The sequence below is a fragment of the Actinoallomurus sp. NPDC052274 genome (assembly GCF_040679475.1).
Taxonomy (GTDB): domain Bacteria; phylum Actinomycetota; class Actinomycetes; order Streptosporangiales; family Streptosporangiaceae; genus Actinoallomurus; species Actinoallomurus liliacearum.
On the sequence record NZ_JBFAUT010000028.1, the window covers coordinates 95,530 to 109,028 of the forward strand.

The window sequence follows — 13,499 nt, forward strand, 5'->3', positions numbered from 1 at the left end:
TACTTCACTACTCCCGCCACCCCGCGCCCGGCGGGGTAGGGGGCGCCGGGCGCCGGAGGTCACGCGGGTCTTCGGCCCCTGCCCGGGGACGGCGGCCCGCGACCGGATCATTACGCGATCAGGACGCGCAGATCGCGTAGACGCTGATCCCGACCGTGCTGTAGCCGATCTGCCGGCCGAGCGCGATCCAGCCGCGGCCGTCGGGAGTCGGGAAGCTGCCGACGAGGATGGCTCCGTTGCCCTGGGCCTCGCCGCCGCCGCCGATGACGTGTTTGCCGGCCGGGCAGTAGACGGTGCGCCGCTGGAAGGCGGGGACGTTCGCGTTGGGGAGAACGACGACCTGGTATCCGTCGATCGCCGCCGCCTTGTGGGCGGCCGGCCGCGCGGGGGCCTCGCCCTTGTCGGCGTGGGCGGCCAGACCGGTCGCCACGACCGCGGCGAGGGCCATCGTTCCCGTTCCGAGCGCGTACATCTTTCGCATGCAGATCTCCGTTTTCAGCTAGCAGGAACTGCGTTGCTCGGACCTTTTCGGCCGCCTTTATCGGTGGCCTATCCGATCCATCGCCACTACTACCCGGAGATCCTTTGATCACACTCGGTAATTCTCGATTACCGTGCGCAGCGCCGAATGGCGTCGCATTCCTGGGGAGATGCTGGAAAGATAATGATCGCGCCACGGACCGGAGATGCCGAGAAAGCCGCCAATGGCCGATTGGAGCCGCGGCCGCCTCGGCATCTCCGACGTTTCACCCCGAAGGCCGGGTGGTCAGCGCGCCCACGTCCAGGCGTAATCGGACGCTTCGACGGACAACGCCTCTCCGCCGATATTCAGCGGGCGGAACGTATCGATCATCACGGCCGTTTCCGTCGTGGTCGTATGACCTTTGCCGACCGCCTCGATGACGCCCTCCACCGCGCCGGGCGCCGGCCCGTGGGTGAATCCGGAGGGATGCAGGCTTATCGACCCGATGTCGATTCCCGACCCCCGGCGCGCCGTGTAATCGCCGGCGACGTAGAACATCACCTCGTCGGAGTCGACATTGTGGTGGTTGTACGGGATCGGGATCGCCGCCTCGTCGAAATCGAGCGGCCGGGGACAGAAGGAGCAGATGACGAAGTTCGGCCCCTCGAACGTCTGGTGCACCGGCGGCGGAGCGTGGGTCCGCTTCACGATCGGCTCGAAGTCGGCGATGTTGAAGGCGAACGGGTAGAGGCAGCCGTCCCAGCCGACGGCGTCGAGCGGATGGTGCCGGTAGGTCAGCCGGGACAGGCCCGCGCGGGTGCGGACGAGCACCGGCACGTCCTCCCCCTCCAGGACGAGCGGCTCGGCCGGGCCGCGCAGGTCGCGCTCGCTGTACGGCGCGTGCTCCAGGAACTGGCCGTACTGCGACAGGTAGCGTCTCGGCGGCCGGATGTGCCCGGACGCCTCGAAGACGATCAGGCGCAGCGGCTCGGCTGTCTCGGTGCGGACGAACCGGTGGATGGTCCCGGTCGGGACGACGACGTAGTCGCCGGGGCCGACGTCGAGCGTCCCGTACGTCGACTCGAGCCGCGCCCGTCCGGTCTCGACGTACACGCACTCGTCACCGACCGAGTTGCGGTAGAGCTCACCGTCGGTGTCGGCGGCCGCGTACGAGATGCGGACGTCGTCGTTGGCGAGCAGCAGCCGCCGCCCGAGCACCGGGTCTCCCCCGGTCGTCAGCTCGTGCGCCTTGAAATGGCGTGGCAGGAGCGGGTGGTTCGGGGACGTGCGGGTGGCCTGGGCCGGCACGTCCACGCCCTCGCTCTTGACGATGGCGGTCGGCGGGTGCACGTGATAGAGCAGCGAGGAGTCGGCTGAGAACCCCTCCTCCCCCATCAGTTCCTCGGCGTAGAGTCCGCCGTCCGGTCTGCGGAACTGGATGTGCCGTTTGCGGGGGATCTCCCCGACGGCGCGGTAATAGGGCATCTCCACTCCGGATCTCGGAAAAGCGTCGATCACCTTCACTGCCGACTGTAGGCCGTGCCCCCGGTCGCCGCCAGAAGACCGCGGCGCTGCTCGGACGCCCGGGGAGCGGGCGTGGTCACCGGGGCCTCCGCCAGCGACTAAGGTTTTGCCGTCGCTCAACGAGGAGGAAGAATGCGCGGAGGCGTACGCCTTCCGGCTTTGATCGTCGCGCTCGGGCTGCTGGCCGGCTGCAGCGACCCGGCCGGCGCGGCCCGGCGCGAGCAGGCCGCCGCCCGGAAGAGGTCTCCGTCTCCGCGGGCCACGGCCTCGCACTCGACCGCCAAGCGGCACGCGAAGACGGCGGTCTGGTGGCAGGCCGCCGGCACGACGAGGGCCACGGGCGGCCTCCGTGTCCGGGCCGGCGCGGTCCACGCGGGGCAGGTGACGGTCGTCATGACCGACGTCTCCGGCCATGCCAGCCGCAGGATCACCGCGTCGGCGACCCCGCAGTCCGTCACGGTTGGGCGCTTCACCCTCACCGCGGTCAAGCTCAGCAAATCCGCGAAGCTCGCCCGGTACGGCGTCGGCTTCCACTACCGGTACTGAGCCGGCCCGCGCCGGGGAACCGCGCGGGCGGCGTCCACAGCGGCGTGGTCCCGTCGACCGGCGCTGAGCCGGCCCGCCACGGGTAAGGCTCGCCGAGCGGCGTCCGCAGCGGCATGGACCCGCGCCGCCGGGGCAAGAGGACGGCGTGACCGCACTGAATGATCTCGATCCGTTCGCCATCTTCGACGCCGAGGCGGAGCGTCTCGACCACTTCTTCGGCGGCCTGAAGGACGACGACTGGACCCGGCCGTCCCGCTGCGCGGGATGGACGGTCCGCGACGTCCTCGCCCATCTCGCCGGCGAGGAGGCGTACAACCACGCCTGCCTCAACGACGACCTGGACGGGCTGTGGTCCCGTCTGGAGCGGAACGGTGTCTCCGTCCTGGCGGACTTCAACGACTGGTGCGTGCGTACGCGCCGGAGCATGCCCGTGGCGGAGGTGCTCGACGAGTGGCGCACCCAGAACGGCGACACCCGCCGGCGGATGCGCGAACTCGGCCGCGACGCGCGGCTGCCCACGATGGCCGGGCCGTACGCCGTCGGCCTGCAGGCGTTCCACTACGCCTCCGAGTACGCCACCCACGGCGACGACGTCGGCGTGCCGGTCGAGGACGCCCGGGAGCGCACGGCCTGGCGCGTGGCGGTCGGCCGCTTCGCGCTGGAGGAGAAGGGCGCCTCGGTCGAGGTCGCCGAGGACGACGACGGCGACCTGATCGTCCGAACCCCGCGGGCGCTGGGCCGGCTGACCCCGGCGGAGTTCGTCGAGGCGACCGTGGGACGCCTGCCCGACGACCACCCGCTCGACCCGGGCCTTCGCGACGCGCTGCGCTGCCTGGCCTGATCGGTAATGTGGGGGCCATGCCCACTGCCCTCATCACCGGCGCCACCTCGGGGATCGGCGCGGCGTTCGCCCGGCGGCTCGCCGCGGACGGCTTCCACCTGATCCTGCTCGCCCGCGACGCCGAGCGGCTGGCGCGCACCGCCGAGGAGTGCGGCGACGCCGAGGTCCTCGTCGCCGACCTGGCCACCGACGAGGGCCTCGCCAAGGGCGAGGACGCCGCCCGCCACGCCGACCTCGTCGTCAACAACGCCGGATTCGGGCACAAGGGGCGCTTCCTGGAGGTCCCACTCGAGGACGAGCTGACGATGCTGCGCGTGCACTGCGAGGCGGTGCTGCGGCTGACCCACGCGGCCCTGCCCGGGATGCGGGAGCGCGGCCGAGGCGGCGTCATCAACGTCGCGTCGGTGGCGGCGTTCTTCTCGCGGGGCACCTACGGGGCGTCCAAGGCGTGGGTGGTGGGGTTCAGCCAGGGCGTCGCCGCGGACGTCCCGGGTGTCCAGGTCATGGCGCTGTGCCCCGGTTTCGTGCACACCGAGTTCCACGACCGGGCGAGGATGAACGTCTCCGGCATCCCCGAGCCGTTCTGGCTCGACGCCGACCGCGTCGTCGCCGACGCGCTGCGCGACCTCCGGCGCGGCGTCACGGTCAGCGTGCCCGGCGCGCAGTACAAGACACTCGTCGGGCTGGGCAAGTTGATTCCGCGCAATCTCGCGGGCCGCCTCTCCTCGCGCACCGGCCGCAGGTACGACTGATCCGGCCGTCGTCGCGGCTCGATGGTCCCGGATCGACCGCGATCTGCGCCTTATGCCCGAAACGCGGCACTTCCTGGCATTCCGGCGGACGCCGGTGGAACACCCCGCCGACTCGCGCGGCGGGCCCGGGTGCGGTTAGGTTTCAATCGGACCGGACGGAGGTGTTCCCCCATGCCCCTGTTCCCACGCCGTATCGCGGCGGTCGCGCTGTCGGCCCTGGCGCTGTGCGCCGGCCTGGTCGCACCCCCGGCGAACGCCGTCGTCGGCGGCTCGCCCGCCGATCCACCACCGTGGCTGGCGGCGATCGGCACCCCGGCGTTCCTGATCCGCCCCTCCGGGCAGTTCTGCGGCGGCGTGCTCGTCGCGTCCGACAAGGTCGTGACGGCGGCGCACTGCGTCAACTTCCTGCGCCAGGTGCCGAGCCTGCTGAGCGCCGTCTTCGGCCGCGCCGACCTGGCCAAGAAGGACGGCGAGACCGTGCAGATCAAGAAGATCTGGGTGCACCCCGGCTTCCGCGAGACGTCGTTCCAGGGCGAGACGGTCGAGCACGATGACGTCGCGCTGCTCACGCTGGCGCGGCCGGTGAGCCGCCTGCCGCTGCCGCTGGTCGGCTCGTACGGCGCCTACCCGCCGGGGGCCGGCGCTCGGGTGCTCGGCTGGGGCACGACCTCGGAGAAGGACCTGTTCAACGCGCGGCTCCGCGAGGCGACCGCGCCGATCGTCTCGGACGCGCGGTGCGCGTCGGCGTACGGCCACGACGCCTTCGACGCCAAGGGCATGGTGTGCGCGGGTTCGCCGCAGGCCGACACGTGCCAGTTCGACAGCGGCGGCCCTCTCATCCTGCAGGGCCGGCTCGCCGGGCTGACCTCCTGGGCGTACGGCTGCGCGCGCCCGGGATATCCGGGCGTCTACACCCGCCTGTCGGCGTTCACCCTGCCGCTGTGAGGCAGGCCGGGAGGAATCGACGGCGCCGGCTTGATCACCGACTGCTCGGACCGGCTGTGGATCATCCGCGCCGGACGGCGGGGTCGCCCTCCGCCACCGCTGTCACGCGGGTCACCGACGCCCCGGCCGCCCCAGGGGGCGGCGAGGGTCAGAGGTAGAGGCCGGTGCCGTACTCGGGGCGCTCGTTGGCGACGGCGTGCAGGTCGCGCTCGCGCATCACGAGGTACTGCTCGCCCTGCACCTCGACCTGGAACTGGTCCTCGTCGTGGTACAGCACCATGTCGCCGACCTTGACGGCCCGCACGTTGTGGCCGACTCCGCAGACCTCGCCCCACACCAGGCGGTTGGACTGCTCGGCGGTCGCCGGGATCACGATGCCTCCGCTGCTGCGGCGCTCCCCCGACTCCTTCTCGGGGCGCACCATGACGCGGTCGTGCAGCATCTGTATCTCGAACTTGGGCTCGGCCACAGTCGGGATTCTACCGAGATGACACCCTGTGTTCCGGACCGACCGGAGCCGAGGTCCCCGGTCGGCGGAGTGATCCGCTCCGGGCCGCGGCAGCCTGATCCGCGAGGAGGTAGAAAGTCATGTTCCTGATCACCGGTGCCACCGGCAACGTCGGCCGTCCCCTGGTGAGCGCCCTGCTCGCCGCGCGAGCCCCCGTCCGCGCGCTGACCCGCCGGCGGTCGCGGACACCCTGCTGCGGATGTTCGCCGACATGGTCGGCCGTCCGGCGGAGGTGTCACCGGACGTGGCGCGGATCACGGGCAGGCCGGCCCGCACGTTCGCCCAGTGGGCGGCGGATCACGCCGCCGACTTCCGCTGAACGATCGGCCGGAACCGGCGGATGACGCCGCCGGCCGCAGGCCGCCGCCGAACGGTCGGCCCGGTCGGCGGAAGCGCATCGCCTCCGCCGGGCGATCGTGCACGGCCGGCGGGATCGCGCCGCCGGCCTTCGCCGAGCGGTCAGGCCTGGTCGGCGGCGAGCCGTTCGAGCAGGGCGATCGCCGCCTGGCGTACGTCGGCCGGGACGACGCCGCCCAGGACGGTCCGCGCCTGCTCGACGTCACGGGTGGTCGCACAGGTGACGGCGACGGACCCGGCGGCGGCCTTCTCCAGCGATCCGGCCGGCGCGCGATCGGCCAGATCCCGCGCGTGCTCGGCGAGATCCAGGTTGTCTTTGGTACTCGGGCTGCTCAACGCTTCTCCTTGGAGTGGCGGCGGTGCGGGCCGTCTACGGCACGGTCACCACCGCGGATGCCGAGACGCAAAAATCGTAGACGAACGGCCTGCGCGGGGCGGCGTCCCCCCTCCCCCGGGCCGGATGATCGGCCGGCGGCGCGCCCGCCACGTGCGGCGTTCGGCTCCATCATTCCCCGTCAGTCGGCGAACGTGTCGAGATAGGCCAGGAAAGCCGAGCGTTCTTCGGCCAGTTGCGCGTGCACGTCGGCGTACACGTGGTCGAACATCTCCCGCGGGTCCGGGTCGGGCAGCGCCCGGCATTCGGCGCGGACGCGGGCGCCGAGCTCGTCCGCCTCGGCGTCCAGCGCCTCGAAGAAGTCCGCGCCGGCCAGCTCGTTCTTGGTCAGGTAGGCGCGGACCCGCTCAAGCGGGTCCTTCAGCCGCCATTCCTCGACCTCCGCGTCGGCGCGGTAGCGCTTCGGGTCGTCCGAGCTCGTATGCGCGCTCATCCGGTAGGTGTCGGCCTCGATGAGCGTCGGCCCCTCCCCGGCCCGCGCGCGCTCCAGCGCCGTACGGGCCACGGCCAGGCAGGCGAACACGTCGTTGCCGTCCACCCGCACGCCGGGGAACCCGAAGCCCGCCGCGCGGCGGTAGATCGGCACCCGGGCCTGCGTCTCCAACGGCGCGGAGATCGCCCAGTGGTTGTTCTGGCAGAGGAACACGACGGGCGCGTTCTGCGTGGCCGCCCACACGAACGCCTCGTTGACGTCGCCCTGGCTGGTCGCGCCGTCGCCGAAGCAGGCCAGCACCGCCTCGGCCGCCCCGTCGCGCTGCGCGCCCATGGCGTACCCGACGGCGTGCAGCGCCTGGGCGCCGATGACCAGGGTGTACCCCATCATCCGGAACTTCTCGGTGTCCCAGCCGCTGTAGGAGGTGCACCGCCACAGCTCCAGGAGGTTCGACGGCGGAACCCCGCGGGAGTACGCGATGCCGTGCTCGCGGTAGCTGGGGAAGACGAAGTCCTCCGGCCGCAGGGCGCGGGCGGTGCCGATCTGCGCCGCCTCCTGCCCGAGGAGCGGCGCCCACAGGCCCAGCTCGCCCTGCCGCTGCAGCGCCATGGCCTCGAGGTCGAGCCGCCGTACGAGCGTCATGTCGCGGAACAGGGCCCGGGCCTCCTCCGCACTGATCTCGAAGGGATACCCGGGATGGTCGATCCGCTCCCCCTCGGGGGTGAGCAGCTGCACGAGGTCGGTCACACGAGTTGATTTTGCCAGCATCGGGCGTGGTGTCTCGTCACCCGGGTGACTCAACGTCTCCAGAACCCCATTCGGCTCACTGCTTCAGGAACGTCACTCAGGCCGGTACCGAGGTCACGGCGCCAGACACCGCCGAATTCTCCATTGATCCGCTAGGGAACTTCGGGGAGGATTAATCCGTAAGAACGCCTGCACGGTGAGTGACGACGTCACCATCCGAAGGAGCGTGACATGGCTCTGTGGAGACCGGATCCGACCTTCTATCCGTCCCCCCGGGAAGCGGTGAACGCCCCACCCGAGACGCTCGCGTACATCGCCGCGTTCGACCGGTCGGCCCAGCGCCCCGACGCGATCGCGGTCGTCGACGTCGACCCGGACTCCACCTCCTACGGCTCGGTGGTGGGCTGGACGGACCTGCCCCACACCGGAGATGAGCTGCACCACTTCGGGTGGAACGCCTGCAGCAGCGCCCTGTGCCCGAACGCCCCGCACCCCCACGTCGAGCGGCGCTACCTCGTCGTGCCGGGCCTGCGCTCCTCCCGGATCTACATCCTCGACGTCAAGGACGACCCCGGAAAGCCGGCGGTCGTCAAGGTCATCGAGCCGGACGAGCTGGCCGCGCGCGCCGGCTACTCCCGGCCGCACACGGTGCACTGCGGCCCCGACGGGCTGTACGTCTCCGCGCTGGGCGGCGCGACCGGTCCGGGAGGTCGGTCGGGGTCGGTCGGCCGGGTGGGAAGCGACGGTCCCGGTGGCATCGCGGTGCTCGACCATGACTCGTTCGAGGTGGTGGGGGCCTGGGAGGCCGACCGGGGGCCGCAGCACCTCGCGTACGACTTCTGGTGGCACCTGACGCAGGACGTCATGGTCACGTCCGAGTGGGGCACGCCGTCGATGATCGAGGACGGCGTGAACGCCGAGCTGCTGCTCGGCCGCAAGTACGGCCACGCCCTGCACTTCTGGGACCTGCGCAAGCGCCGGCACGTCCAGACGGTCGACCTCGGCGACGAGCACCAGATGGTCCTCGAGCTGCGGCCCGCGCACGACCCGACCAGGACGTACGGTTTCGCCGGCGTCGTCGTCAGCGTCGAGGACCTGTCCGCCTCGGTCTGGGTCTGGTACCGCGAGGACGGCGAGTTCAAGGCCCGCAAGGTCATCACGATCCCCGCCGAGCCCGCTGGTGCCGACGATCTGCCGCCGGTGATCGCGCCGTTCGGGGCGGTGCCGCCGCTGATCACCGACATCGACCTGTCGGTGGACGACCGTTACCTGTACGTCTCCTGCTGGGGCACCGGCGAGCTCAAGCGCTACGACGTGTCCGACCCGTTCAACCCGGTGGAGGCCGGATCGGTGCGGATCGGCGGGATCGTGCGCCGCACCCCGCACCCGGCGGCGCCCGACCTCCCGCTCGCCGGCGGCCCGCAGATGGTCGAGGTGAGCCGGGACGGCAGGCGGGTCTACGTCACGAACTCGCTGTACGGCTCCTGGGACGACCAGTTCTACCCGGACGGCGTCGGCGCGTGGGCGGCCAAGATCGACTCGGACGACGACTTCACGTTCGACGAGAGGTTCTTCCCGCACGGCGACGACTTCCGCGGGCTACGCCCGCACCAGACCCGTCTCCAGGGCGGGGACGCGTCCTCCGACTCGTACTGCTACCCGTGACTATGAACGACGGTTCGCTCGTGGCCTTGGTCGCCCTCGGCGCCTTCCACGGGCTGAACCCCGGCATGGGCTGGCTGTTCGCCGTGGCCCGGGGCCTGCAGGAGCGGTCCCGGGCCCTGGTGCTGCAGTCGCTGCCCGCGATCGCCGCCGGGCACGCCGCGTCGGTGTTCGTGATCGCGGCCGTGGTCACGCTCACGGGGTCGGTGCTGACCTCCCGGATCGTGTCGATCGGCGGCGGTGTCGTGCTGGTCGGGTTCGGCCTGTGGCGGCTGCTGTCCAGCCGGCACTTCCGCTGGGTGGGCATGCGGCTGTCGCTGTGGCAGCTGGCCTGCTGGTCGTTCCTGATGTCGTCGGCGCACGGAGCCGGGCTCATGCTGCTGCCCGTGCTGACCCACGGCGCGGTCACCGTGCCCGGCCACTCCCACGGCATGGCGTCGGGAGCGGGCAGCGCGGTGATGGCGGCGGTGTTCGTGACGGGCGTGCACACGCTCGCCATGTTCGTCGTCGCCGGCACGATCGCCGTCATCGTGTACGAGGTCGCCGGCCTGGCCATCCTGCGCCGCGCCTGGTTCAACCTGGACCGGCTGTGGGCGGCCGCGCTCATCGGCGCGGGCGCGGCCACCCTCCTGATCGCCGTGTGAGGACTAGTGGGCGCTGGAGGCGGCCCAGATGTTGATGCCGGCCTCGACCGCGTCGCGGTCGATCGCGGCGAGCTCCTCGTCGGTGAAGTCCAGCCGGGCGAGCGCGCCGAGGCTGTCCTCCAGCTGCGCCACGCTGCTGGCCCCGATCAGCGCGGACGTGACCCGCTGGTCCCGCAGCGTCCAGGCGATGGCCATCTGGGCCAGCGTCTGGCCGCGTTCCCTGGCCATCCCGTCGAGCGTGCGGACGTGCCGGAGGGTCTCCTCGGTGAGCAGGTCCGGCGACAGCGACTTGCCCTGGCTGGCCCGCGATCCTTCGGGGACGCCGTGCAGGTACTTGTCGGTCAGCATGCCCTGCGCCAGCGGCGAGAACGCGATGCAGCCGACGCCCTCCTGTTCCAGCGTGTCCAGCAGGCCGCCCTCGATCCAGCGGTTCAGCATGGAGTACGACGGCTGGTGGATCAGCAGCGGCGTGCCCATCTCGCGCAGGATCGCGGCGGCCTCGGCGGTGCGCTCCGGCGAGTAGGACGAGATGCCGGCGTACAGCGCCTTGCCCGACCGCACGGCGTGGTCGAGCGCGCCCATCGTCTCCTCGAGCGGCGTCTCCGGGTCGAACCGGTGGCTGTAGAAGATGTCGACGTAGTCCACGCCCATCCGGGCGAGCGACTGGTCGAGGCTGGCCAGCAGGTACTTCCGCGACCCCCACTCGCCGTACGGCCCGGGCCACATGTCGTAACCCGCCTTGGTCGACAGGACCAACTCGTCGCGGTACGGCCGGAAGTCCTCCCGGAAGATCCGCCCGAAGTTCGTCTCGGCGGAACCGTACGGCGGGCCGTAGTTGTTCGCGAGATCGAAGTGGGTCACGCCCAGGTCGAACGCGCGGCGCAGGATCGCCCGCTGGGTCTCCAGGGGCTTGTCGTCTCCGAAGTTGTGCCACAGCCCCAGGGACACGGCGGGCAGCTTCAGCCCGCTGCGTCCCGTACGGCGGTAGGGGATCTGGTCATATCTGTTATCGGCGGCCTCGTACCTCATGGTTCGCAAGTCTGCACCGCCGGTCCGGCCCGCCGGACACCGAGCCCGGCCGACCGCCGTCCGGCTCGGCCCTCCTGGTCGCCACCCACGGCCGCGGCCTCTGGCGGCTGACCCGCCTCTGACGGCCGCTCACGCGGGCCCGTGTCCCCGTCGGGGCACGGGCCCGCGTGCCCGTCACGTCGCCGGCGGGGCGGTGGACTGGCGGGCGATGAGCTCGCCGGGCAGGGACAGGCCGGGCGGGCGACGGTCGTCGAGGAGTTCCAGGAGGGCGGTCATGGCCGCCGCGCCGAGCCGTTCGGCGGGCAGCCGGACGGTCGTCAGCTCGGGTTCGAGTGCGGTGGCCAGCAGAACGTCGTCGAAGCCGGTGACGGACAGGTCGCCGGGGATGTCCAGGCCCAGCGCCCGGGCCGCCTTGTACGCGCCCGCGGCGATGAGGTCGTCGTCGCAGACGAGGGCCGACGGGCGGTCGGGCCGGTCCAGCAGCGCCAGCGCGGACCGCCGGGCCGCCGCGACGTCGATCGGGGTCGTCTCGCGGATGAGCGCGCCGGGGAAGGCGTCGGCGAGCGCCTCGCCGCGTACGCGGAACGTCCAGGCGTCGACGGCCGCGGCCAGGTGGCCGATCCGGCGGTGGCCGAGCCCGGCCAGGTGCCCGGCGATGTCCCGCATGCCCCCGGCGACGTCGAAGTTGATGGTCGGCGCCGGAGCGGCCGGGTCGCTGTCCATCATCACGACGGGCAGGTCGCCGAAGTCGGTGACGCCGCCGACGATGGACGAGGCGAGAACGCCCTCGATGGCCTGGGTGTCGACGTGGCTGCGCGCCGGACCGGCGTCGTCCGGCCAGGGGTGGACCACCACGCCGAAGCCGCGGGCGGCGGCGACCTCGGCGGCACCCGCGTAGATGGGGCCGAAGACCGGGCCGGTGAGGGTCGGGACGACCAGCAGGACCGTACGGGTGCGGCCGAGCCGGAGGTTGCGGGCGGCGAGGTTGGGCCGGTAGCCGAGACGCCGCGCGGCCTCGCGCACCGCCTGGCGCGTCTCGGGCTTGATCCTGCCCTCCGCCTTCCCGGCCAGCACGATCGAGACCGTCGACTGGGAAACCCCGGCGGCCCGGGCGACGTCCCGGCTGGTCGGTCTCTTGTCCACGGCAAAAGATTAGACCTGCGAACCGATCGGTGATACGTATGACGGAAGCCTCCGTAATACGTATGACAAGGATCCGATGCGCGCCTACCTCGACTTCCTGCGCAAGCCGTACGCGGGCCGGCTGCTCGGCGGCACGCTCCTGGGCCGGCTGCCGAACGGCATGGCCGCGCTGGCCATCGTGCTGTTCGTCCGCGGGCACGGCGGCGGATACACCCTCTCCGGAGTGCTGTCGGCGGTGTACGGCCTCGCCATGGCGGCGGGCCAGCCGGTGCTCGGACGCGCGATGGACCGGTACGGCCAGCCCCGGATCCTGGCCTCCGCCGCGACGGCCGCCGCGGCGGGGTTCGCGCTGCTGGTGGTGTTCGGCGTGCGATCGCCGGCGGTCGCGACGGCCGCGGTCGTCCTGGCCGGGTTCGCCACGCCGCCGCTCGAAGCGGGCCTGCGGGCGCTCTGGCCGTCCGTCCTGAACGGCCCCGCCGAGGTCCAAGCCGCGTACGCTCTGGACGCCGCCGCCCAGGAACTGCTGTTCACGTTCGGCCCCATGCTCGTGATCGCCGCCACCGTCGTCTCGACGGAGGCGGCGCTGCTCCTCACGGGCGCTCTGGGCATCGCGGGCACGCTGGTGGTCACGACGTCGCGGCCCTCACGCGTGTGGCGCGGCGAGCAGGGCGGCGGGCACTGGGCCGGTCCGCTGCGCTCCCCCGGGATCCGCGTTCTGATCATCTCTCTGACCTGCGTCGGCGTGTCGCTCGGAGTGTTCAGCGTGGCGGTGGTCGCGTACGCCGACGCGCGCCACGTCTCGTACGCGTCCGGGCTGCTGCTGGCGCTCATGTCCGCCGGCGCGCTGACGGGCGGGATCACGTACGGGCTGCGGCCCCGCACCGGGCCCGCGCACCGGCGGCTGGTGCTGCTGATGGCGGGTCTGGCCGCCGGTTACCTCCCGCTGGCGTGGGCGCCGGGGCTCCTCGTGATGCCGGTGCTGGCGCTGGCCAGTGGCGTGTTCCTCGCACCGGTGCTGGCGTGCACCTTCACGCTGGTCGACGACCTGGCGCCGCGCGGCACGGTGACGGAGGCGTTCGCCTGGCTGGTGACGGCGTTCGGGGTCGGCAGCTCGGTGGGCGCCGCCCTCGCCGGCCTGGCGAGCGACGCGGGCGGCGTCCACGCGGCGTTCGCGGTGGCGGGCGCGGGTGGCGTCCTGGCCCTCCTGGTCATCCTCCTCGCCGGCCCCATCGGCGGCAGAAGGCAGACCGAGGACCGGGAGGTGCCGGACCCGGTGAGCTCCTAGGACCTGTCTGGTGGATCTTGTGGGCGTACCGAATGCTCGGCACTTCGAGGAGATAACGGGCAATCTCCACAGGTCACACACCCGGGTCGCCCGGCCTCTTCCACCGGTGTCTACTCAGCGGAGAATTCTCTCCGCTGAGTAGACACCACCAGAAACGACGCCCCCCCCCGCGGGCGGGCCCGCCCGCCCCGCCCGGGGCGCCCCCCGCCCACGCCCGGCCCCACCA

Annotated in this window: 14 protein-coding genes and 1 pseudogene; 8 read left to right on the top strand and 7 right to left on the bottom strand. The window is 72.1% G+C overall.

The annotated features are described in order from the left end of the window. Window positions 1-118: 118 nt before the first annotated feature. Together AB0K82_RS23930 and AB0K82_RS23935 are read right to left on the bottom strand one after the other, a co-directional pair. The gene (locus AB0K82_RS23930) at window positions 119-481 is read right to left on the bottom strand and encodes a hypothetical protein (protein WP_364400458.1); all 363 of its coding nucleotides are present in this window, start codon (window positions 479-481) and stop codon (window positions 119-121) included. Between the two features lie 285 nt (window positions 482-766). Next, window positions 767-1,948, bottom strand: a complete 1,182-nt coding sequence (locus AB0K82_RS23935) for a cupin domain-containing protein (protein WP_364400461.1) — start codon at window positions 1,946-1,948, stop codon at window positions 767-769. 171 nt (window positions 1,949-2,119) lie between these two features. On the opposite strand from AB0K82_RS23935, the gene AB0K82_RS23940 reads away from it, so the two are divergent. The 4 genes from AB0K82_RS23940 (at window position 2,120) to AB0K82_RS23955 (ending at window position 5,071) form a co-directional block, all read left to right on the top strand. Beyond that, a complete protein-coding gene (locus AB0K82_RS23940) occupies window positions 2,120-2,533 on the top strand; it encodes a hypothetical protein (protein WP_364400463.1) in 414 nt (137 codons plus the stop codon). Window positions 2,534-2,678: 145 nt separating this feature from the next. Beyond that, window positions 2,679-3,374 (top strand): maleylpyruvate isomerase family mycothiol-dependent enzyme, encoded by a 696-nt coding sequence (locus AB0K82_RS23945; RefSeq protein WP_364400465.1) that lies wholly within the window; start codon window positions 2,679-2,681, stop codon window positions 3,372-3,374. Between the two features lie 17 nt (window positions 3,375-3,391). Continuing rightward, entirely contained in the window at window positions 3,392-4,126 is a 735-nt protein-coding gene (locus tag AB0K82_RS23950) for an SDR family oxidoreductase (protein WP_364400466.1), read from the top strand. Window positions 4,127-4,297: 171 nt separating this feature from the next. Then, window positions 4,298-5,071 (top strand): serine protease, encoded by a 774-nt coding sequence (locus tag AB0K82_RS23955; protein ID WP_364400468.1) that lies wholly within the window; start codon window positions 4,298-4,300, stop codon window positions 5,069-5,071. Window positions 5,072-5,219: 148 nt separating this feature from the next. On the opposite strand, the gene AB0K82_RS23960 is transcribed toward AB0K82_RS23955, so the two are convergent. After that, the gene (locus AB0K82_RS23960) at window positions 5,220-5,540 is read right to left on the bottom strand and encodes a co-chaperone GroES (protein ID WP_364400470.1); all 321 of its coding nucleotides are present in this window, start codon (window positions 5,538-5,540) and stop codon (window positions 5,220-5,222) included. Between the two features lie 119 nt (window positions 5,541-5,659). On the opposite strand from AB0K82_RS23960, the pseudogene AB0K82_RS23965 reads away from it, so the two are divergent. Continuing rightward, window positions 5,660-5,716, top strand: a pseudogene (locus tag AB0K82_RS23965) (hypothetical protein); the annotation flags it as partial. A 322-nt stretch (window positions 5,717-6,038) separates the two neighbouring features. Here AB0K82_RS23965 and AB0K82_RS23970 read toward each other — a convergent pair. Next, on the bottom strand, window positions 6,039-6,272 hold the full coding sequence (locus AB0K82_RS23970) for a hypothetical protein (protein WP_345364706.1): 234 nt from the start codon (window positions 6,270-6,272) through the stop codon (window positions 6,039-6,041). A 179-nt stretch (window positions 6,273-6,451) separates the two neighbouring features. Further along, the gene (gene pdhA, locus AB0K82_RS23975; RefSeq protein ID WP_364400473.1) at window positions 6,452-7,510 is read right to left on the bottom strand and encodes a pyruvate dehydrogenase (acetyl-transferring) E1 component subunit alpha; all 1,059 of its coding nucleotides are present in this window, start codon (window positions 7,508-7,510) and stop codon (window positions 6,452-6,454) included. Between the two features lie 231 nt (window positions 7,511-7,741). Between pdhA and AB0K82_RS23980 the strand changes: the two genes are divergently transcribed. After that, window positions 7,742-9,175 carry a selenium-binding family protein gene (locus AB0K82_RS23980; protein WP_364400476.1) on the top strand — a complete coding sequence of 478 codons (1,434 nt, stop codon included), beginning with the start codon at window positions 7,742-7,744 and terminating at the stop codon, window positions 9,173-9,175. 2 nt (window positions 9,176-9,177) lie between these two features. Beyond that, window positions 9,178-9,816, top strand: a complete 639-nt coding sequence (locus AB0K82_RS23985; protein ID WP_364400489.1) for a hypothetical protein — start codon at window positions 9,178-9,180, stop codon at window positions 9,814-9,816. Between the two features lie 3 nt (window positions 9,817-9,819). Here the strand turns inward: AB0K82_RS23985 and mgrA are convergent, their stop codons facing one another. After that, window positions 9,820-10,845: an L-glyceraldehyde 3-phosphate reductase gene (gene mgrA / locus AB0K82_RS23990; RefSeq protein ID WP_364400479.1), complete on the bottom strand. Its 1,026-nt coding sequence runs from the start codon at window positions 10,843-10,845 to the stop codon at window positions 9,820-9,822. Between the two features lie 174 nt (window positions 10,846-11,019). Next, window positions 11,020-11,988, bottom strand: a complete 969-nt coding sequence (locus AB0K82_RS23995) for a LacI family DNA-binding transcriptional regulator (protein WP_364400481.1) — start codon at window positions 11,986-11,988, stop codon at window positions 11,020-11,022. A 76-nt stretch (window positions 11,989-12,064) separates the two neighbouring features. On the opposite strand from AB0K82_RS23995, the gene AB0K82_RS24000 reads away from it, so the two are divergent. After that, window positions 12,065-13,273: an MFS transporter gene (locus tag AB0K82_RS24000; RefSeq protein WP_364400484.1), complete on the top strand. Its 1,209-nt coding sequence runs from the start codon at window positions 12,065-12,067 to the stop codon at window positions 13,271-13,273. The last annotated feature ends 226 nt before the right edge of the window (window positions 13,274-13,499 follow it).

Coding starts and splice junctions, on each gene's coding strand:
- AB0K82_RS23930 (WP_364400458.1), bottom strand. CDS start 481: ATGCGAAAGATGTACGCGCTCGGAACGGGAACGATGGCCCTCGCCGCG.
- AB0K82_RS23935 (WP_364400461.1), bottom strand. CDS start 1,948: ATGCCCTATTACCGCGCCGTCGGGGAGATCCCCCGCAAACGGCACATC.
- AB0K82_RS23940 (WP_364400463.1), top strand. CDS start 2,120: ATGCGCGGAGGCGTACGCCTTCCGGCTTTGATCGTCGCGCTCGGGCTG.
- AB0K82_RS23950 (WP_364400466.1), top strand. CDS start 3,392: ATGCCCACTGCCCTCATCACCGGCGCCACCTCGGGGATCGGCGCGGCG.
- AB0K82_RS23955 (WP_364400468.1), top strand. CDS start 4,298: ATGCCCCTGTTCCCACGCCGTATCGCGGCGGTCGCGCTGTCGGCCCTG.
- AB0K82_RS23980 (WP_364400476.1), top strand. CDS start 7,742: ATGGCTCTGTGGAGACCGGATCCGACCTTCTATCCGTCCCCCCGGGAA.
- AB0K82_RS23985 (WP_364400489.1), top strand. CDS start 9,178: ATGAACGACGGTTCGCTCGTGGCCTTGGTCGCCCTCGGCGCCTTCCAC.
- mgrA (WP_364400479.1), bottom strand. CDS start 10,845: ATGAGGTACGAGGCCGCCGATAACAGATATGACCAGATCCCCTACCGC.
- AB0K82_RS24000 (WP_364400484.1), top strand. CDS start 12,065: ATGCGCGCCTACCTCGACTTCCTGCGCAAGCCGTACGCGGGCCGGCTG.